Source organism: Parasphingopyxis marina (assembly GCF_014237875.1).
In the GTDB taxonomy this organism is placed as follows: Bacteria; Pseudomonadota; Alphaproteobacteria; order Sphingomonadales; family Sphingomonadaceae; genus Parasphingopyxis; species Parasphingopyxis marina.
The window spans coordinates 1072970-1091494 of sequence record NZ_JACJVJ010000001.1 but is presented as its reverse complement, the minus strand read 5'-3'; the positions used below and the strand labels follow the sequence as shown (position 1 = coordinate 1091494).

Sequence of the window (18525 nt, the reverse complement as noted above, 5' to 3'; positions counted from 1 at the left end):
GGCCATGGCCAGACAGATTTTCAGGCAGGAAGCGATCGACAGCATGGCGAGCCCGGATCGGCTCGACCAGCCGCTCCAGCTCGTCCGCCCCGCCAACTGGATATTCCTCGCCATTGTTGGCGCCGTCATTTTGTTCGCGCTCGTCTGGGGGTTCACTGCCCGGGTGCCGGTACAGGTGGAAGCGCGCGGTATCCTGATCAGCGCGGAGGGACTGGCCGAAGTTTCCGCGCAATATGAAGGGCGGGTCGAGGAAATTCTCGTCAGCCCCGGCGATACGGTGGAGGCCGGCGATGTCGTCGCGCGACTCTCCCGCCGCAGCCGCGAACGCGAAATTCGCGCGGCGGAGGCTGCCCTGCGCGATGCGATGGCGCAGGCTGCCGCCGCCGAAAGCACCTATCGAACGGGCGATGCGGGATTGAGCGCGGCCGAGCGCGCGATGCTCGCCTCGCTGCGGTCCCGCACCGCCGAAGTCCGCCGCCTTCTGGAAACGCGCGACGAAACCGTCGCCAATATGCGCGGGCTCGTCGAACAGAATGCCGCGACGGAGGAGGAGCTGGCGAGCATCATCGCTTCGCGCGACGAGCTGCGCGCAGAGCTGCGCCGGCTGGAGCAGGAACGGATGCAGCTGGGGGTGACGACGGCCCAGCGCCGCAACGAGCGCGGCGAGGAACGGCTCGGCGAAAGCCAGCTGGTCGCCCAGCGCCGCCGCGAACTGGCGCAATTGCGTGCCCAGACCGATGACGAGGTGCTGCTGCGCGCGCCCCAGCGCGGCGACGTTCTCGAAATACAGGCCAATGCCGGCGATGTGATCGCCGCCGGCGAAACCGTCGCGACGATCGACAGCCGGAACAGCGGGGCCGAGAGCGCCGACAGCTATGAGGCCGTGCTCTATGCCCGGCCGGCGACCGGCAAGCGCATCGCCCCCGGCATGACGGTCGAGATCATTCCGACCACCGCCGAGCGCGAGATATACGGCCATATCCATGGCGAGGTTGTTTCGACCGCGGTCTTCCCGGCGAGCCGCGAGGCGATGCGCCGGGTGCTGCAGAACGACCGGCTGGTCGACGAGCTGTCGGTCGAGGGCGCGCCGATCGAGGTTCGCGTCCGGCTGCACCGGGCGGAACAGAGCGGCCAGTTCCTCTGGTCGTCCTCGGACGGCCCCGCCTGGGCGATCACCCGCGGAACGATGCTGGAAGCGAATGTGATCCTGGAGCGCCGCCCGTTCATCGCGGTGCTCTTTCCCGGGCTTGCGGGCAGCGGCGAACGCGTGACCGAGTGACGGTGTTTCGCACGCCCACGGTCCTCCAGATGGAGGCGGCGGAGTGCGGGGCGGCCGCGCTGGCGATGATCCTCGGCGGTTATGACCGGTTCGTACCTCTGGAGGAATTGCGCGGGATGTGCGGCATTTCGCGCGACGGCGCCAAGGCCTCCAACATCCTGAAAGCCGCGCGCAGCTTCGGGCTGGAAGCCAAGGGGCTGAAGGCAGAACCGGAAACGCTGCCCGATATCGGCTTTCCGATGATCGCCTTCGTCAATTTCAACCATTTCCTGGTCGTCGAAGGAATGAAGGACGGCAAGGTCTTCCTCAACGACCCCGCCTCGGGCCATCGCAGCGAGCCGATGGAGGAATTCTCGCGCAGCTTTACCGGGGTGGTCCTCTCCTTCGTGCCGACCGATGCGTTCGAAACCGGCGACAGCCGGCCCTCTATCGTGGAATCGCTGGCGGCCCGGATGGAAGACTATAAGCTCGGCCTGCTGTTCGTCTTCCTCGCCAGCCTGGCGCTGGTGGTACCCGGCATCGCCCTGCCCTTCTTCAACCAGATCTTCGTCGATTATGTGCTCGTCCGCTCGCTCGACAGCTGGCTGTGGCCGCTCCTGATCGGGATGACGATAACCGGCCTGCTGCGCTTCGGGCTGGTCAGCCTGCAGGAAATCGCGCTGACCCGGCTGGGCGCTGTGATGCGCGGGCGGACCGGCTACCAGCTGCTCGATCACATGCTGCGCCTGCCGATCGGCTTTTTCGAGCAACGCTTTACCGGCGAGATCGCGGACCGGGTGCGCCTCAACGAAGGCCTGGTGAGCCTGCTTTCCGGCCAGATGATCCAGGCGGCGATCAACCTGCTGCTCGCCGTTTTCTACCTGATCGTGCTCTTGTTCTTCAGTATCCCGCTGACCCTCGTCATCCTGCTGCTCACCAGCCTCAACGCGCTGGTGCTGGTCTACACCGCGCGGGTAATCTCGGAGAAATACCGCAAGGTGTCCATCGACCAGGGCAAGATGATGGGCGCGCGGATCGCGGGGCTGAAGGATATCGAGACCTACAAGGCGAGCGGCGGAGAAACGATGCTCTTCGGGCGCTGGACGGGATTGCAGGCGACCGCGGTGAACGGCATGCAGGAGGCCGCTGCGGTACGCGCCTGGACCGCCCCGCTGCCCGGGCTCATCTCCACGCTGATCGTGCTGACGACGCTGGTGGGCGGTGGCTATCTGGTGATGCGGGGAGCATTCACCCTGGGCGAACTCATCGCCTTCCAGGCGCTGGCGATGAGCTTTTCGGGGCCGGTGACGGCGCTTGCCTCGTTCGGCGCTGAACTGCAGCAAGTGCGCACCTTTCTGGGTCGGCTCGACGATACGCTGGACCAGAAGGCCGATCCGGTGTTCGACGAAAGCGGCGCGCGACCGATCGACGCGGTGCCGCGCGGGGCGCTGAAGCTCGACGCCGCGAGCTTCGGCTATAACCCGCTCGATCCGCCGCTGATCGACGGGCTGACGATAGACGTATCGCCGGGGCAGCGGGTGGCGCTGGTCGGCGCATCGGGATCGGGCAAGTCGACGGTCGGCAAGATGATCGGTGGGCTCGTCGAACTGCAATCGGGCGACGTGCTGATCGACGGGCGGGCGCGCCGCGAATGGCCGCGCACGGTGCTTGCGGCGCGGCTTTCCTATGTACGGCAGGAGGTCGTGTTGTTCGCGGGCACGGTGCGCGACAACCTCACGCTCTGGGACGCGACGATCCCCGAAGAGGATATCATCGCCGCCGCGAAGGACGCCGCGATCCACGAGCGCATCCTCGCTCTTCCCGGCGGCTATGACGCCGAACTCGCGCCGGGCGCGACCAATATTTCGGGCGGCGAGCGCCAGCGGATGGAGATCGCCCGCGCGCTCGCCACCAATCCCTCGATCCTGATCCTGGACGAAGCGACGAGCGCGCTCGACCCCGTCACCGAACATCATGTGATGGAGGCGATCCGGCGGCGCGGAATCACCTGCATCGTTATCGCCCACCGCCTCTCCACGATCCGCGACTGCGACGAGATCATCATGCTCGACCAGGGCAGAATCGCCGAACGCGGCACCCATGACGCGCTCCTCGGCGGCACCGGCGCCTATGCGCGGCTGGTGGAGGCATAGATGGCCGGCCGCGCGATCCTGTTCGGCCCCGAAGCCGGCGATGACAGGCAGGAATTTGCCGCCGGGCCGCCGATCGAATGCGCGCGCGACGGTCGCGCCTTCCTCATCGCCGAAGGCGTCGCCGAACTTTTTCTCAGAACCCCTGCCCGCCAGTCTTTTCTCGGCATCGTCGAAGCCGGCGATCCGGTTTTCCCGGCGGCACCGGAGGACGCCGTCTTCCTTCTCGTTGCGCGCGGCGCGCTTACCGTAGCGCCGCTCGATACAGGGAAGGAAAATCGGCTCTTCGCCCGCTGGCGGGAGATTATCGGCACTGTCCCGGGCGAAAGCGCCACGCCGCAAGCCTTCAACGCCGCGCTCTATTCCGCCCTCGACGCGCAAGCCGCGGAACGCGACGCCGCGGCACTGGCCCGGCTCCGTACCGTCGATGCGGAATCGCGAACGGACGAACCGCCGCCACCAAGCCTCGCCGATATTCTGCGCGATTGCGCGCGCGCGCTGAAGGTGCCCGTTCCCGATACCCGGCCCGGGGACAAGGCCTTCGGCTTTGCCGACACCCCCCGGCTCGCCCATCGCTACGGGCTTTCGGTGCGCAAGCTCACGCTCACCGGCAAATGGCAGCTCCACGATCAGGGGCCGCTTGTCCTGCGCGAGGGGGAAGGCGGCGCGCTCGTTTCCGCCATCTGGAAAAGCGGCGGCTACCGGCTTGCCTCGGGCGCGCCGCTCGATCCCGGCGCGACGCGGTTCGACCGCACCGGCTATGCCATATCCGCTCCGCTGCCCGACGGCATTACCGGCTTCTGGTCGCTCGCCCGGCATGTGCTCGCTCGCAATGGCGACGAGTTGAAGACCATCGGCATTGCCGCGACACTGATGGCGATTCTCGGCGCGATCGTGCCGCTCGCCACCGGATGGCTGCTCAACGATATCGCGCCCTCGGGCGATGCGGGTTTGCTCGTCGCGGTCGGCCTCGCCCTGCTCTTTGCCGGCCTGATCACCTACCTGCTGTCGACGCTACGCGGCATGGCGACGAGCCGTATCCAGGGAAAGACGAGCGCGCGGCTTTCGACCGGCATATTCGACCGGGTGCTGCGCCTGCCCGCCTCCTTCTTCCGCGAATATAGCGCGGGCGATCTCAACCAGCGTATTGCCGGCATCGACGGCATTCGCGCGCTGATCCTTTCCATCGCGCTTTCCGCCGGGCTCTCCGCGATACTCTCGATCTTCTATTTCGGGGTGCTCGCCTATTACGGGATCGGGTTGGCGCTGATCTCCCTGGCGCTGGTTTCGGTGTATATCGGCATCGTCGCGGTGACGCGCCTGCTGCAGATGCCGCTGATCCGCGAGGCTTTCGCCATCGACGGGCGGCTGGCCGAACAGGGCTACGAGATGATCGGCGCGGTCGCGAAATTGCGGAGCGCCGCCGCCGAACGCCGCGCGCTGTCGCGCTGGGCCGCTTCCTATGGCGAGGAGCGCGTGCTCGAATATCGCGCCGGCGTGATCACCGGCTATTCGAGCGCGATTTCGGACAGCTGGCAGGTGTTGACGCAAGTCGCCCTGTTCGCCGGCGTCGCGACCTTCGCGCAAGGCGAGATGGCGCCCGGCAGTTTTATCGCCTTCCTCGTCGCTTTCGGTTCCTTTCAGGGCGCCTTTGTATCGCTCTCGGCGCAATTGATCGAACTCTATGCCGCCCAGCCGCAAATCGACCGCGCCTTACCGATCCTGACCGCCGAACCGGAAATCGCCCGCAGCCGCAAGGATCCGGGCGATCTCAGCGGCGCCATCGAAGTGCGCGATATCAGTTTCGGCTATGACGAGAGCCTGCCTCCCATACTCTCCGGCGTTTCGCTCGACATCCCCGCCGGCGCGCATTTCGCGGTCGTCGGCGCATCGGGATCGGGCAAATCGACCCTGCTGCGGCTGCTGCTTGGCTTCGAAACCCCGCGCCAGGGCTCGATCTATTACGACGGCAAGGAGCTTGCGGACCTCGATCTCTCGCTGCTCCGCGCCCAGGCCGGCGTCGTCCTCCAGTCGAGCTCGCTCTTCGCCGGTTCGATCATCGACAACATCCGCGGTTCGCACGATGCGGGCCTCGAGCAATGCCTCGCCGCCGCCGCCCAGGCGGGGCTCGCGCGCGATCTCGAAAGCTTTCCGATGGGCATCCACACGCCGATCACCGAGGGTGCGGCCGTGCTTTCGGGCGGCCAGCGCCAGCGCATCCTGATCGCCCGGTCGCTCGTCGCCCGACCGAAAATCCTGTTCTTCGACGAGGCGACCAGCGCGCTCGACAATCAGAGCCAGGCGCTCGTCGCGGAAACGCTCGACAATATGGACGCAACCCGGATCACCATCGCCCACCGTCTCTCGACGATCGTCAATGCGGACCGCATCTGCGTGCTCGAAAAGGGAAAGATCGCCGAGCAGGGCAGTTATGAAGACCTCATGGCCGCGGACGGCGCCTTCGCCGCACTCGCGCGCCGCCAGCTGATGGAGGAATGAGCAATGCGCAAGGCACTGTACATCTTGGGCGACCTTGCCGAGGAGGACGTCGTCTTCCTGTCGAAAGCCGGCTCGATCGTCGAACTTGGCGAGGGCGAAAGGCTGGTAAGGGCGGGAGTGCCCGTAGAGGCCCTCTATTTTCTCACCGCGGGCGCGATGGACGTGCGGCTGGCGAACGGCGCCGTCGTGGCTAGCCTAGGCGTCGGCGATGTGATCGGCGAAATGTCCTTCGTCGAAAAACGCCCGCCCGATACCGATGTGATCGCCTCCGAACCGTGCCGCCTGCTGGCTGTTCCGCGCGACGCGCTCGACAGGGAGCTTGGCACCAACCCGGCGTTCGCGGGCCGCTTCTTCAAGGCGCTCGCCACCTTCCTGTCGGACCGGTTGCGCTCGCTGACCGCCGATGTCGCGGGCAGCGGCGGAGGCGACGGTGAAATCGACGAAAGGTTGCTCGACATCGTCCATGTCGCAGGCGACCGCATGGTCCGCCTGATCGCGCTGATGGACGAGGAACATGGAGCGGTCGGTTGAAACCGAATCGCATGAAAATCGCGGATTTTTATGCTAACTGCATAGTCGAAAGCCGGGCAAACACCGGCAAACAGTGATCCGCGACACAGCGCCGGATCACAGATTTCCTAGGGTCGCGCTTATCGATTTGCGAAAGGAGTAATCGAAATGACCAAGGAAACGAAGAAGACCGAAGGCAAGGTAACCAAATCCGGCGCCGTCGAACTCGACGAAAACGAACTCGGCGACGTCCAGGGTGGCATCGGCTATCTCAAAATCGGTGACATCAAAGGCGAATCGCTGGAATTCAACGCCAATTCGATCGGCGAACGGACGCTGAAGATTGAGGATCAGGCGTACAAGACAGCGCTTTCGTCCAAGACCCTCAAACTCTGAGACCCGGCCTCCATTTCCAACGAGGAGCGATCCTGATGAGCAAGGCAAAGAAAAGCGCGGGCGAGAAAGTGAGCAAGGCCGGCACCGTCGAACTCGAAGAGGCGGAGCTCGCCGGGGTTGCCGGCGGCGAAGTCTATCTCCGGCTCCTCACCAGCAACGGGCCGACGCTCAACGCGGCGGCAGACCTGGACTATAAGATCGACAGCCTGACGCAAAAGGTCAGCCCGCCGATCGCCAAGACGACGCCGAAACGCTAAGCGCTTGGCCCGTTCTCACGTTGACGGAACGGGGCGGCCGGACATCGAAGGCTATATCGGGGACTCGCTCTATCCGAGCGCCTACCACGCTGCCTTCGCGCCGTCCTGGATCGATGACCTGCTGCTGCGGGACGGCATAGCGCCGCCCCGCGGCACGGGCGGCAAAGCGCACCGCCCCTTTACCATGCTGGATATCGGCTGCGGCGACGGGCTTGGCCTGATCTTCATCGCCGCGGCCTATCCCGAAAGCTGCTTCGTCGGCATCGACGCCATGCCCGCCCATATCGAGCGCGGTCGCGCAATCGCGAACGAACTCGGCATCGCCAATGTCGAACTGCATTGCGCGACCTTCCACGATACGCTGGCGCATGAGCCCGTCGCGGCCGACTATATCGCGGTCCAGGGCGTGCTCAGCTGGGTGAGCCCGGAGAATCGGCGCGACGTGCTGACGCTGATCGCGCGCAACCTTTCCGCCGGCGGCGTCGCGACGATCGGCTATAACTGCCTGCCCGGATGGACACAGCGGCTGGCCATGCAGAAACTGCTGCTGGTGCTCTCCCGTTCGAAGCAAGGCACGCCCACCGAGCGTTTCGAAAGCGCATACGAGGAAGCGCGCGCGCTGAGCCAGGCCGGCATGCCGACCATCGGCGAACGCCATTTCGAATGGATGGACGAGTTGCGGACCCGGCTGCCCGACGATTATTTCCCGCACGAATATCTGAACGCCCATTGGCAGCCGCTCTGGTCCGCCGACGTCGTCGGCGCGGCGGAGGCCCAAGGGCTTCGCTTCGTCCGATCGGCCATGGCGGTCCGGTTGCGTGAGGATTTCTACCTCAAAAAGGCACAGCGCGAGGCGCTGGCATCGATCGCCGATCCGCAGACCCGCGAACTGACCATCGACCTCGATCTCCACTCGCAATTCCGCACCGACATCTATGCGAAACCGCCCTTCGACAGGATCGACAAGGGCGAGATCGATGCACGGCGGCTGGACGGGTACTGGATGGCACGGGTTGACGCGGACGAGGCCGAGTTCACTGCGAAAACGCCCGCCGGAACGCTGCGGTTCGACAATCTCGCCGCCCATGCGATCATCGACCGGCTCGCCGACGGCCCTGCGAGCCTCGCCGCGATCGCCGAGGCGGCCGACGATTGCACCGAGGCCGATATCCTGAACGCCGCCGATGCCCTGTTCACGGCAAGCCAGATCATGCCCGTCGACCCCCCCGATGCAGCGATCGACGCCGCCAAGCTGAACGCCTGGAACGCGGGCGGGCGGACGCTATTGCACATCAACGCGCTGCTCACGCCGCATGGACCGGTCAGCGTCGGGACGGGCGAGGAATCGACGATATTGGAAGACACACCGCGGCTGGCCCGCATGGGGCTGGCCGGGTAGCGCCGCGGCGCGCGATCGTACCCGCCATTTTCCTCGATCGTCCGTTATGACTTGTCGGATGCGGCGCGCCGTGTCTGCAGGCTATGATAGCGGAAGGCCTTGCGCGCTTCGTCGAGGCGCATGCCCTTTCGGCACGCAGTCCGGATATCCTCCTCCGCCGCGTGGATTTCCTCGGCTGCGTCCAACACCGCCGCTTCATGGTCTTTCGGCAGAACCAGCACGCCATCGGCATCGCCGCAGATGATATCGCCGGGCGCGACGCGCGCGCCGCCGATATTCACCGCGCAGTTCATCTCTTCGACCTGCACGCGATCCTTGCCCGTGCGCATCCAATGGCCCTTGCTGAACACCGGATAGCCAAGTTCCCGGCACAAGCGGACGTCGCGGCTGATGCCGTCGATGAGCGTTCCCGCAACGCCGCGCCGATGCGCGATCTCGGTCAGGATATCGCCCCAGATCGTCGCATCCTCTCGCCCGCCATTGTCGATCACGACGACATGGCCCGGCGGGACATCGTCGATATAATCGCCGACCGTTCCGGGGGGAGAAGCGGCGGGGCCGCACCGCATGGTGAAAGCCCGGCCCACCATGCGGAAATTGGGATCCCGCCCGGCGATCTTGTAGCATTGCCCGACGATATTCAGGCGATCCAGAGCATCGCTCAGCGTCGCGGTATCCAGTTTGGCCGCGCGTTCGATATTCCGGTCGGGTTCGTCGCTCATTTCAATGGCTCGCTCAACATATGTTCATAGGCGCCGGACATGACCTCGCCGATCGGGGTACCCGCCTCTATCGCCGCGACCATGGCCGCTTCGCGTGCCGCGATCGCCTCCGCCGCGACAAGCACCCGCTCGACATCGTCCGGCTTGATGAAGATCACCGCGCTGTTATCGGCGACCACGAAATCCCCCGGCGAAACGGTGGCCGAGCCGACCGCTATATCGAGATTGGTGCCCTGGTCGACGACCCGTCCGCGCGCGGTAAAGCTCGTCGTCCGGTTGGTGAAGATCGGAAAGTTCAGTTCGCGCGCCTCGTCGATATCCCGGACCGGCCCATCGGCAACGACGCCGCGAACCCCCTGCACGAGAGCCCCGCGCGTCAAAAGGCCGCCCCAGCACCCGGCTTCGACCCCGCTACGCTGTTCGACGACGATAATGCTATGGCCGTCGGAAGCCGCGATGGCCGCGGTACCGAGATGCCGCGGCGGGCCCGGAGGCGGATCGCCCGGCGCCACTTTGAAGGTAACGGCGATACCGGCGATGCGCCCCTCGCCGGACCGCTGGGCGAGGCCGGTAACGGCGCCTTCCAAGTGCAGGCTGTCGAGCGCGTCCGACAAGGCGCAGCAATCGAGGGCCGAGAGCCGTCGGACGGTTTCTTCTATGTCTGGCATTGGGATTTCTCCGCGGCATGACGACAGGGGCTGTCGCAGGGGTTTACGGGGCCGGTCTTCGGCCCGGCCGATTATTCGATCTTGTAGAAGGGAAACTGCTTCGGCGCACCGCCTTCATCGGGAAACGGAGCGGCGAGCATCGCCGGCTGCCGCGCAAATTCGGCTTCCCAATTCGCCAGCGCCAGGCGGCCATCGCGCCATTCCTCGCCCGGCGGCCGGAAATCGAGATAGGCCAGCGCTACGCCGATGGAGATCGTGCCGATGGTAAGCCCGCCGCGTTCGAGCGCCGGAACCGCCGCCTCCATCGCGTCCAGCGCCGCTGCCATCTTGGTCTTGAAGGCATGATAATGCGCCGGGGAGCGGTGCCCCTCGCCGCGATAATATTCGTCGCGGCGCAGCACGGCGACGTCGATCAGTCCATCTGCAAGGCATTGCCAGGCCAGTGCTTGCCAGCGTTCGGGCCCCGCGGCGGGAAAGAGAATGGCGCCACCCGCCAGATCGTCGAGATATTCGCAGATCGCCCGCGAATCGTAGAGCGCCATCCCCTGCTCGGTGATCAGCGTCGGAATCTTGTTGAGCGGATTATCGGCCATCACCGCATCGTTGAGGCGGGCCGGGCCGACCGGGCTGCGCTCGCAGGCGATGCGATCGTCGATGCCAAGCGCATGGGCGCACACCATGACCTTGCGGACGAAGGGCGAACTTGGCGACCAATGCAGCTTCATTCCATTTCTCCCGCCATTTCCGGCGCCTTCAGGCCCAGATCCTCGGCGCGGATTCCGGCAGCATCCCAGATCGATTCCAGCAGCGCCTGCGGCTGCCCATATTGATAAGGATAGCCTTTGATATGGCGACCGAGAACCGGGTGGGCGATCAGCTGCTCGCGCGTGAGGCCCTGATGATATCTGTCGGCATGGACGATCGGCAGCGCGATATTTCGGGCCTTGTCGGGATCGCGGATGACCGCCTTGGGATCGTCGCCCCGGGCGACCGCGTCCATTTCCTCGAAGAAGCGGCGGCGCATCAGGCCGACGCCGGCATCGCTGCGCCCGAGCAGCTCCTTGGTCCGGTCCGCGATACGGCCCTGCCCCGCCCAAGCAATGAAATCCTGGTTCATGACATGGCTCGAAATCCATTCGCCCTTCTCGTCGACGATCGGGCCGTACCAATAGGGAATGCGATCCTGGACGAAGGGTTCGCTCTCGACCGGCATGCGCTGGAAGGACCAGGCCACCGACAGCGTATTCTCGTCGTCGATCGGCACGCGCCATTCGAAATGATCGCCGAGGAACATGCCGACCGGCCAGAGCGCGGTGCGGCCGACAGACCATAGATCATGCTCCTCGTCGGTATCCTCGCGGATACGCTTGTAGAGGAAACCATGTTCGAATTCGTCGAAACCGACCTTGAGATGCTTGGGCCCATAGGGGCCCTTTTCTCCCTTCAGGCGGATGCTCCAGTTGGAATGCATCCATTCGAAATGCACCGGATCGATCGAATTTTCCTGGCATTGCGCCCAGTTGCACGGAATTTCCGAGAGGATCACCTGGCGGAATCCATTGGGCCAGTTGAACGCTTCATATTCGGGAAGCTCGGGGGCCGGCAGAGGCCCGAGATAAGCCCAGATCAGGCCGCCGAGAACGCGCACGGGATAGGCCTTGATGCGCGCCTTCTCCCGCACGCTCTCATTCCCCTTGAAGATAACGTCCTCGAAGGGGCGCTCACGACAGGCGCCGGTCTCGTCGAACAGCCAGCCGTGATAGTTGCAGCGCAAACCGCATTCTTCGACAAAGCCATGGACAAGATCGGCGCGGCGATGCGGACATTGACGTTCGACAAGGCCGAACTGGCCGCTCAGATCCTTGTAGAGCGCCAGATCCTCGCCCATCAGCCGGACGGGCTTGGTCGCGCGATCATCAAGCTCGGTTTCCGCGGCGATCGGCATCCAGTAACGGCGCAGCAATTCGCCCATCGGCGTGCCCGCACCAACCTGCGTGAACTGCCTGTTCTTTTCTTCGCTTAGCATCTGTCCTTCACCAAATATTTCCGTTGATCCGCGGCGTTTCGAAAAGGCTCACGCCGCCGGCTGTGCGAACGGGTCGGGTGCTCCCTCGGGAAGCTCGAAATCGTGCGCATTCAATGTCATCGCCACCAGCGTATAATAGCCCACCAGCGCGGTAAGCTCGACGACGCCGGTCACGCCGTAGATGTCGCGAACCGCCGCATGCGTCTCTTCGGCCACCGTGCAGGTGCGTTGGAGCTGAAAGGCGAATTCGTAGATGGTCCGATCGGCGCAATCGGCGAAAACCGGAACGCCATTGCTTCGAATGGCTGCCAGGATATCGGGCGACAGCCCGGCATCGAGCGCGGGTTGCTCGTGCTGAAACCATTCGAACGAACAGTTGCAGGCCCTCGCCGTTACGAGGATCGCCAATTCGCTGTGCCGTTTTTCGAGACACGTATCGTAGCGCAGCGCCGCGCCGAATTTCTGCCAATGCTCGGCGAGTTGCGGATTATGGAGCGCCGCCCGCAACGGGCCGACGATGCGCCCCCGCGGACCGTTTACGACCGAGTCATGAACCTGCCGCTGTTTGGCGGTCATCGTGGCTATTTCTGGAAAAGGTATTCTCGGCACATCTCACTCCACCACATCCACGCGCCGACAAGCGGCGGTGGCAGTCCTGCTCAAAAGAAGGCATTAGCCCCTGCATAAAGTCATATAAACCGGTTTTATGACCTTTACAATTAGGCGGCAAGGATCGTTCCGTCCAGCCTTATTTCGGCGGCGCTATTTGAGCTTGATGTCGAGGCGGACGATGTCGCCGCGATAGGTTCCGTCGGAAACCATCACGAGCCGGCCGGTATCCGTAATGGCCGTGCGGTGAACATGGGCGACGGGGGCGTTGAGCGGAACTTCCAGCATTCTTGCGGTGATCATGTCAGCGGCGCCGATCGTCAGCGACTGGCGTGCATCGGTGATTTTGACGCCGCGGATTTCCGTAAGAAGGCTGAGCGCGGTCTTGCTGGTCAGGCTCTTCCGGCTGATTTTCTTCCACAGCGTTTCGTCGAGATAGGTGTCGGCGATCAGGAACGGCTTGCCATCCCGGCAATGGCGACGCCGGAACCGGTGATAGCTGCGGGCTCGCTCCCCTTCCGGATCGAGCGCGGGCGGCTGCTGGCCCGCCTCCTCTTCCAACAGCTCGATCGTCGCGCCGGCGCGCGAACGAAGCATGCCGGACCAATCGGTTTCGACTTCGCACCACAGCTGTTCCTGCGGCCTATAGGTGACGAAGGTGCCCTTTGCCCTGAAGCGTTCGATCATCCCCTCAGCATTCAGGATGCCGAGCGCCTGACGGACGGTCGCCCGGGCCACGCCATATTCCTTGGCGAGTTCCTCGACCGTGGGAATTTGCGAACCGACCTGCCATTCGCCGGATGAAATCATGCGGCGAAACAGCGTGCTGAGCTGCAAATAGCGCGGAATTCCGCGCGCATTCGACGTCAGCGATATGTCCAGATCTGCCAGGGTGTTGGCCATCCTACCAGCATAGCAGGCAAAACCGATACGGCAAACTCCACGCTGCACAATCCGCATCCCGGCCCGCAGCCGCGATTTTGACATCTCTCAAAAGGTCAGCTTAATAACCTTATGGAATCGGAGATCGAAGCGGATTTGCAACCCTCGCCCGGCGATCCGCCGCTGGCTGCGCCCGTCCGTCTTCACTGGAGTCCGAAATCGCCGTTCGTCCGAAAGGTCGCGATCGTGATCGACGAATGCGCGCTTGGCGACAGGATCGCCCGGCACCGCACGGTCGTCGAACGGCTCCGCCCGAATATCGAATATATGCGGCACAACCCGGCCGGAACGATTCCCGCGCTGGAGCTTGCGGACGGCACGAAACTTTATGATTCGGCGGTAATCTGCGAGTATCTGCTCGCATTTGCCGGCAATGGCGCGCTGCTTCCAGCCACCGGCCCGATGCGTTTTGAGGTGCTGCGCCGCCAGGCGGATGCCGACCTGTTCCTCGACGCGGTCCTACTCTGGCGGCAGGAGAGGATCCGCCCGGAAGACCGGCAAAGCGATCAGTTTCACGACGCCTATCGCACCAAGGCGCGCGTCGCGCTCGACGCAATGGAGGCCGAAGTCGAGTGCTGGCCCAACCGGCTCGACCTGGGCCAGATCGCCACGGGGTCGGCGCTATCCTATCTCGATTTACGCTTTCCGGATCTTGGCTGGCGCGCAGGACGCGACCGGCTCAGCCAATGGGCGGCGCGTTTCGAAAACCGCGAAAGCGCCAAGGCCAACCGGCTGGCGCTGGATTGAATCAACAAGAAAGAATTCGCTCATGTCAGGTCCACTCTCCCATCTCAAAGTCCTCGATCTCAGCCGTATTCTCGCCGGCCCTTTTGCCGGCCAGATACTGGCTGATCTCGGCGCGGACGTGATCAAGGTCGAACGGCCGGAAAGCGGAGACGATACGCGAAGCTGGGGCCCACCTTTCCTTCCGGCCGCCGATGGAGGCCAGGGCGATGCCGGCTATTTTCTCGCCTGCAACCGCGGCAAGCGCTCGGTCTGCGCGGATCTCTCCACCGAGGACGGGCAGGCGCTGGTCAAGGCGCTCGCCGCGCGATCCGACATCGTCATCGAGAATTACCGGGTCGGCGGGTTGGCGAAGTTCGGCCTCGATTATGCATCGCTCAAAGAGATCAAATCCGATCTCGTCTATTGTTCGATCACCGGCTTCGGGCAGGATGGCCCCCGCGCGCAGCAAAGCGCCTATGATTTCATGATCCAGGCGATGGGCGGATTGATGAGCGTGACCGGCGAAGCGGACGGCTTTCCCGGCGCCGGCCCCCAGAAAGTGGGGGTGCCGATCGTCGACCTGATGACCGGAATGTATTCGGTGATCGCCATCCTCGCCGCGATCGCCCGGCGCGACCAGACCGGCGACGGCGACTATATCGACATCGGCATGCTCGACGTCATGGCCGGGTCGCTGTGCAACCAGGCGCAGAATTATTTCGTGTCCGGCAAGCCTCCCAAACGCAGCGGCAACCGCCACCCCAATATTCAGCCGCAAGACGTTTTCCCGTGCAAGGACGGCCATGTCGTGATCGTCGTCGGCAATGACGGCCAATATGCGAAATTCTGCGAAGCGATCGGCAGGCCGGACCTGATCGACGACCCCAAATACCGCACCAACGGGGATCGGGTGACCCATCTCGAAACGCTGTTCCCGGAGATTATCGCAGCCCTGGAAACCGATACGATGGCCGGCTGGGTCGCGCGCCTGGAGGAGGTCGGCGTTCCCTGCGCGCCGATCAACACGGTGCCCGATCTTCTCGCCGATCCGCAGGCCGTGCATCGGGGCTTCGAGGTCAAGATCGATCATCCGGCATCCGGGCCGCTATCGCTGCTCGCCAGCCCCATGCGTTTCGCCAACGCGCCGGTGGAGATACGCCGCCACCCGCCTTCGCTGGGCGAACATGACGAAGAGATACGCGCTGAGCTGTCGCTATAAATATGGTTGCGCGGCATCAGTCGCGCTGATAGACAATTCCTAAAGGTTATAACTATGGCCTTTTGAAAACCGGCTCGCGGGAACGCCGCAATCGATTTGCTGCCGGTCAGCGCCAGACAGGAAACAGGCTCGCCATGGCACGTTTGACTCACGGTTTCGGATCCTCTCACACGCCGATGCTCAACACCGAGCAGGAGGACTGGGCGAAGTTCGCTGAACGCGACGCGACCGGCAAATTTCTCGACAAGGCCGGGGCACCGACCAGCTACGAGGCGCTGCTCGAAAGTGCGGACAGCGCGGTCCTCGAACAGGTGCGGCCCGATATCCTTGAGCAGCGCTACACCGCGTCGATCGCAGGGGTCGATCGCATGCGCCAGGCGATCGCCGAATCCGGCATCGATACGCTGATCGTCGTCGGCGACGACCAGAAGGAACTGTATCACGAGGACAATCTGCCAAGCATTCTCCTCTATTATGGCGAGACGATCCGCAACAATCCCCGTCACAAGGCCAAGCCCAACCCGTTGCAATGGTGGCAGAATGCGCGCGGCGGCTATTATGTCGACCAGGGCGAGACCGATTTCCCGGTCGATGCCGCGCTCTCCCGGCACATGATCGCCAGCCTGGTCGATGCGCAATTCGATATCTCGACCGCCGACCGGTTGCCCGAGGGCGCCGGCGAAGGCCATGCCTTCGGCTTCATCCACCGCCGGCTGATGGACGAGGCCAATCCGCTCGCCATCGTGCCGGTCGCGCTCAACACCTATTACCCGCCCAACCAGCCGACGCCGGCGCGCTGCCATGCGCTGGGCGAGGCGATCCGCGCGGCGGTCGAATCCTATCCCGAGGACATTCGCGTCGGCATCATCGCATCGGGCGGGCTCAGCCATTTCACCGTCGACGAGGATCTCGACCGCGCGGTAATCGATGCGATGCAGCGCAAGGATACCGAGGCCATGGCCAATCTCGACCGGGCGAAGCTCAATTCGGGCAATTCGGAAATCCGCAACTGGATCACTGCGGCCGGGGCCTGCACCCATCTGGAACTGACGCGTTGCGATTATCTGCCCTGCTACCGCACCGAGGCGGGAACCGGCACCGGCGTCTGTTTCGCCGAATGGAAATGAAGGAGAGAGGCATGCGCCAGCGCAGCATCAACATCGAATCGATCAAGCATCCGCAGCCCATTCCGCTCGGCTGCCGCGTCGGGCCGCTGCTCGCGACTTCGGGCATCATGGGCCGCGACGGCGAGACCAAGATCATGCCCGAGGATGTCGCCGGGCAGGTCAGGAATTGCTTCCACAATCTCGGTCTCGTGCTCGCAGAGGCCGGGATGGACTTCGGCGATGTCGCGAAGATCACATTCTATGTGAAGGATGACGGCGCGCGAGACGCGATCAACGAAGTCTGGCTCGAACATTATCCGGACGAGGCCCATCGCCCCGCCCGCCACACGCAGACCGTCGCGCTCAGGGGCGCGGTCCTCATCCAGCTCGACGTACTTGCCTACGCAAAGGACTGACCATGATTATCGATTCCCACGCCCATGTCGTGCTGGGCAAGGCCGACTATGAAAAGATGGCCAAGCTCGCCGGCAGCCGCAACAATCCGAAAATGGGCACGAAACTGCCCGCGGACGAGATTTCGCGCCCCGTCGCCGAAGGGTTGATCGCCAAGATGGACGAGGTCGGCACCGACGTGCAATTCATCTCGCCCCGCCCCTATCTGCAGATGCATTCGCTTAGCCCGCGCGACGTGCCCCTGTTCTGGACGCGCTATTGCAACGACCTGATCCACCAGCATTGCCAGATGTTCCCCGACCGGCTGAAGGCGGTCGCCGGCCTGCCGCAATATCGCGATACCAGCCCGGCAAACTGCGTCGAGGAGCTGGAGCGCTGTGTGGAGGATCTGGGCTTTATCGGCTGCATCCTCAATCCCGATCCGATGGAGGGTGATGGCGTTCCGCCACCGGGCCTCGGCGATCCCTTCTGGTATCCGCTCTACGAAAAGCTGGTCGAGCTCGACGTTCCCGCGCTTATCCATTCGGCGGGCTGCTGCCATCCGCGCGAAAGCTATACGCTCAAATTCATCAACGAGGGCAGCGTCGCGGTGATGTCGCTGCTCCAGTCGGACGTGTTCAAGGATTTCCCGACGCTCAAGATCGTCATCTCGCATGGCGGCGGCGCGATCCCCTATCAGATCGGACGTTTCCGTGCCGGCGCCTGGCGGCGAGGCCGCGAATTCGATGAGGAACTGCGCCAGCTCTATTTCGACACCTGCCTCTATTCCGAAGAAGGGCTGGAACTGCTTTTCAAGATCGTCGGCCCCGACAATTGCATGTTCGGCACCGAACGGCCCGGCACGGGATCGGTCAAAAGCCCGCATTGGGGCCATGATCTCGACGATCTGAAGCCGGTGATCGAGAGGATCGATTTTCTCTCGGCCGAGGACAAGGCCAAGATCTTCGAAGGCACCGCGCGCAAGGTCTACACCAAGGCCTTCGGCTGACCGCGATCAACCGTCCGAAAAGCGGGTCGCCACCGCCGAGGGGCGATCCTCGAAGCTCTCATGCCAGGCGGCCAGCCGTTCGCGGCCCGGCCGCCACGGCCGCTCGGCAAAGCGGAAATCGAGATAGGACAGCATGATCCCGCAGGTCGCTTCGCCAATCGTGAAATCCTTGCCGAACTGCGGGGCCGCCTCCAGCCAGTCGAGCGCCCGGTCTAGCCGAACCGCGAAATCGTCCAGCAGCGGCGCCGAACGCGCAGCTTCTGGCCGCCGCAGCTCGCGGCGCCACAGCAGGAGGATCTGAAGCACTTCGTCGGCCATCGCCTGCAGCGACAGGGCTCTCCAGCGTCCGTCGCCGCGCGGCACCAATTTGCCGCCGCCCAGAGTATCGAGATATTCGGCGATGACCGGGGAATCGATGATCGCCTCGCCATCGTCCGTCACCAATGTCGGGAGTTTCCGCATCGGGCTCGCCGCGGCGAGCGCCGGATTTTCCTCACGCTGCGGGATTGCGATGGAGATGGGTTCGATCCGGTCTGCCAGGCCGACTTCATGGGCAACGAGCAAAGCCTTGCGCGCATACGGCGAACGGGAAGACCAGAAGAGCTTCATGGAAACGCCCGTCTACGCCGTTTCGGC

19 protein-coding genes are annotated in these 18525 nt (G+C 64.1%); 12 read left to right on the top strand and 7 right to left on the bottom strand.

Annotated elements, in window-relative coordinates; genetic code table 11:
• Window positions 1-4 precede the first annotated feature (4 nt).
• The 7 genes from H6P80_RS05450 (at window position 5) to H6P80_RS05420 (ending at window position 8469) form a co-directional block, all read left to right on the top strand.
• The gene (locus H6P80_RS05450) at window positions 5-1279 is read left to right on the top strand and encodes an NHLP bacteriocin system secretion protein (protein WP_185800296.1); all 1275 of its coding nucleotides are present in this window, start codon (window positions 5-7) and stop codon (window positions 1277-1279) included.
• Window positions 1276-3411, top strand: coding sequence for an NHLP family bacteriocin export ABC transporter peptidase/permease/ATPase subunit (locus H6P80_RS05445; RefSeq protein WP_185800295.1), 2136 nt, complete (start codon window positions 1276-1278; stop codon window positions 3409-3411). Before H6P80_RS05450 ends, H6P80_RS05445 begins: the two co-directional genes overlap by 4 nt.
• Window positions 3412-5907 carry an ATP-binding cassette domain-containing protein gene (locus tag H6P80_RS05440; RefSeq protein WP_185800294.1) on the top strand — a complete coding sequence of 832 codons (2496 nt, stop codon included), beginning with the start codon at window positions 3412-3414 and terminating at the stop codon, window positions 5905-5907.
• A gap of 3 nt (window positions 5908-5910) precedes the next feature.
• On the top strand, window positions 5911-6438 hold the full coding sequence (locus tag H6P80_RS05435) for a cyclic nucleotide-binding domain-containing protein (protein WP_185800293.1): 528 nt from the start codon (window positions 5911-5913) through the stop codon (window positions 6436-6438).
• Between the two features lie 147 nt (window positions 6439-6585).
• A complete protein-coding gene (locus H6P80_RS05430; protein WP_185800292.1) occupies window positions 6586-6813 on the top strand; it encodes a hypothetical protein in 228 nt (75 codons plus the stop codon).
• Window positions 6814-6848: 35 nt separating this feature from the next.
• Complete coding sequence (locus H6P80_RS05425) at window positions 6849-7070, top strand: hypothetical protein (RefSeq protein ID WP_185800291.1); 222 nt, start codon at window positions 6849-6851, stop codon at window positions 7068-7070.
• 4 nt (window positions 7071-7074) lie between these two features.
• Window positions 7075-8469, top strand: a complete 1395-nt coding sequence (locus H6P80_RS05420) for a class I SAM-dependent methyltransferase (protein ID WP_185800290.1) — start codon at window positions 7075-7077, stop codon at window positions 8467-8469.
• A 44-nt stretch (window positions 8470-8513) separates the two neighbouring features.
• Here the strand turns inward: H6P80_RS05420 and H6P80_RS05415 are convergent, their stop codons facing one another.
• The 6 genes from H6P80_RS05415 to H6P80_RS05390 all read right to left on the bottom strand — a co-directional run bounded on the left by H6P80_RS05415 (window position 8514) and on the right by H6P80_RS05390 (window position 13397).
• A complete protein-coding gene (locus H6P80_RS05415; RefSeq protein ID WP_185800289.1) occupies window positions 8514-9191 on the bottom strand; it encodes an RraA family protein in 678 nt (225 codons plus the stop codon).
• Complete coding sequence (locus H6P80_RS05410) at window positions 9188-9859, bottom strand: RraA family protein (protein ID WP_185800288.1); 672 nt, start codon at window positions 9857-9859, stop codon at window positions 9188-9190. The genes H6P80_RS05415 and H6P80_RS05410 overlap by 4 nt, the downstream gene beginning before the upstream one ends.
• A 71-nt stretch (window positions 9860-9930) precedes the next feature.
• On the bottom strand, window positions 9931-10584 hold the full coding sequence (locus tag H6P80_RS05405) for a glutathione S-transferase (RefSeq protein WP_185800287.1): 654 nt from the start codon (window positions 10582-10584) through the stop codon (window positions 9931-9933).
• The gene (locus tag H6P80_RS05400; RefSeq protein ID WP_185800286.1) at window positions 10581-11885 is read right to left on the bottom strand and encodes an aromatic ring-hydroxylating dioxygenase subunit alpha; all 1305 of its coding nucleotides are present in this window, start codon (window positions 11883-11885) and stop codon (window positions 10581-10583) included. The genes H6P80_RS05405 and H6P80_RS05400 overlap by 4 nt, the downstream gene beginning before the upstream one ends.
• Window positions 11886-11933: 48 nt before the next feature.
• Entirely contained in the window at window positions 11934-12461 is a 528-nt protein-coding gene (locus H6P80_RS05395) for a carboxymuconolactone decarboxylase family protein (protein ID WP_221892877.1), read from the bottom strand.
• A 186-nt stretch (window positions 12462-12647) separates the two neighbouring features.
• Window positions 12648-13397, bottom strand: a complete 750-nt coding sequence (locus tag H6P80_RS05390; RefSeq protein WP_185800284.1) for a GntR family transcriptional regulator — start codon at window positions 13395-13397, stop codon at window positions 12648-12650.
• 111 nt (window positions 13398-13508) lie between these two features.
• On the opposite strand from H6P80_RS05390, the gene H6P80_RS05385 reads away from it, so the two are divergent.
• The 5 genes from H6P80_RS05385 to H6P80_RS05365 all read left to right on the top strand — a co-directional run bounded on the left by H6P80_RS05385 (window position 13509) and on the right by H6P80_RS05365 (window position 17889).
• Window positions 13509-14183, top strand: coding sequence for a glutathione S-transferase family protein (locus H6P80_RS05385; RefSeq protein WP_185800283.1), 675 nt, complete (start codon window positions 13509-13511; stop codon window positions 14181-14183).
• A 22-nt stretch (window positions 14184-14205) separates the two neighbouring features.
• Window positions 14206-15381: a CaiB/BaiF CoA transferase family protein gene (locus H6P80_RS05380; RefSeq protein WP_185800282.1), complete on the top strand. Its 1176-nt coding sequence runs from the start codon at window positions 14206-14208 to the stop codon at window positions 15379-15381.
• Between the two features lie 134 nt (window positions 15382-15515).
• Window positions 15516-16508: a DODA-type extradiol aromatic ring-opening family dioxygenase gene (locus H6P80_RS05375; protein WP_235973726.1), complete on the top strand. Its 993-nt coding sequence runs from the start codon at window positions 15516-15518 to the stop codon at window positions 16506-16508.
• 11 nt (window positions 16509-16519) lie between these two features.
• Window positions 16520-16903 carry a RidA family protein gene (locus H6P80_RS05370; protein ID WP_185800281.1) on the top strand — a complete coding sequence of 128 codons (384 nt, stop codon included), beginning with the start codon at window positions 16520-16522 and terminating at the stop codon, window positions 16901-16903.
• 2 nt (window positions 16904-16905) lie between these two features.
• Window positions 16906-17889: an amidohydrolase family protein gene (locus H6P80_RS05365; protein WP_185800280.1), complete on the top strand. Its 984-nt coding sequence runs from the start codon at window positions 16906-16908 to the stop codon at window positions 17887-17889.
• A 6-nt stretch (window positions 17890-17895) separates the two neighbouring features.
• Here H6P80_RS05365 and H6P80_RS05360 read toward each other — a convergent pair whose 3' ends face one another.
• Window positions 17896-18498, bottom strand: a complete 603-nt coding sequence (locus H6P80_RS05360) for a glutathione S-transferase family protein (protein ID WP_185800279.1) — start codon at window positions 18496-18498, stop codon at window positions 17896-17898.
• Between the last annotated feature and the right edge of the window lie 27 nt (window positions 18499-18525).

Bases quoted from the DNA above. Each gene is read 5' to 3' on its own strand.
- H6P80_RS05450 (WP_185800296.1), top strand. From the start codon at position 5: ATGGCCAGACAGATTTTCAGGCAGGAAGCGATCGACAGCATGGCGAGC.
- H6P80_RS05440 (WP_185800294.1), top strand. From the start codon at position 3,412: ATGGCCGGCCGCGCGATCCTGTTCGGCCCCGAAGCCGGCGATGACAGG.
- H6P80_RS05435 (WP_185800293.1), top strand. From the start codon at position 5,911: ATGCGCAAGGCACTGTACATCTTGGGCGACCTTGCCGAGGAGGACGTC.
- H6P80_RS05430 (WP_185800292.1), top strand. From the start codon at position 6,586: ATGACCAAGGAAACGAAGAAGACCGAAGGCAAGGTAACCAAATCCGGC.
- H6P80_RS05425 (WP_185800291.1), top strand. From the start codon at position 6,849: ATGAGCAAGGCAAAGAAAAGCGCGGGCGAGAAAGTGAGCAAGGCCGGC.
- H6P80_RS05415 (WP_185800289.1), bottom strand. From the start codon at position 9,191: ATGAGCGACGAACCCGACCGGAATATCGAACGCGCGGCCAAACTGGAT.
- H6P80_RS05410 (WP_185800288.1), bottom strand. From the start codon at position 9,859: ATGCCAGACATAGAAGAAACCGTCCGACGGCTCTCGGCCCTCGATTGC.
- H6P80_RS05405 (WP_185800287.1), bottom strand. From the start codon at position 10,584: ATGAAGCTGCATTGGTCGCCAAGTTCGCCCTTCGTCCGCAAGGTCATG.
- H6P80_RS05400 (WP_185800286.1), bottom strand. From the start codon at position 11,885: ATGCTAAGCGAAGAAAAGAACAGGCAGTTCACGCAGGTTGGTGCGGGC.
- H6P80_RS05395 (WP_221892877.1), bottom strand. From the start codon at position 12,461: ATGACCGCCAAACAGCGGCAGGTTCATGACTCGGTCGTAAACGGTCCG.
- H6P80_RS05390 (WP_185800284.1), bottom strand. From the start codon at position 13,397: ATGGCCAACACCCTGGCAGATCTGGACATATCGCTGACGTCGAATGCG.
- H6P80_RS05385 (WP_185800283.1), top strand. From the start codon at position 13,509: ATGGAATCGGAGATCGAAGCGGATTTGCAACCCTCGCCCGGCGATCCG.
- H6P80_RS05380 (WP_185800282.1), top strand. From the start codon at position 14,206: ATGTCAGGTCCACTCTCCCATCTCAAAGTCCTCGATCTCAGCCGTATT.
- H6P80_RS05375 (WP_235973726.1), top strand. From the start codon at position 15,516: ATGGCACGTTTGACTCACGGTTTCGGATCCTCTCACACGCCGATGCTC.
- H6P80_RS05370 (WP_185800281.1), top strand. From the start codon at position 16,520: ATGCGCCAGCGCAGCATCAACATCGAATCGATCAAGCATCCGCAGCCC.
- H6P80_RS05365 (WP_185800280.1), top strand. From the start codon at position 16,906: ATGATTATCGATTCCCACGCCCATGTCGTGCTGGGCAAGGCCGACTAT.
- H6P80_RS05360 (WP_185800279.1), bottom strand. From the start codon at position 18,498: ATGAAGCTCTTCTGGTCTTCCCGTTCGCCGTATGCGCGCAAGGCTTTG.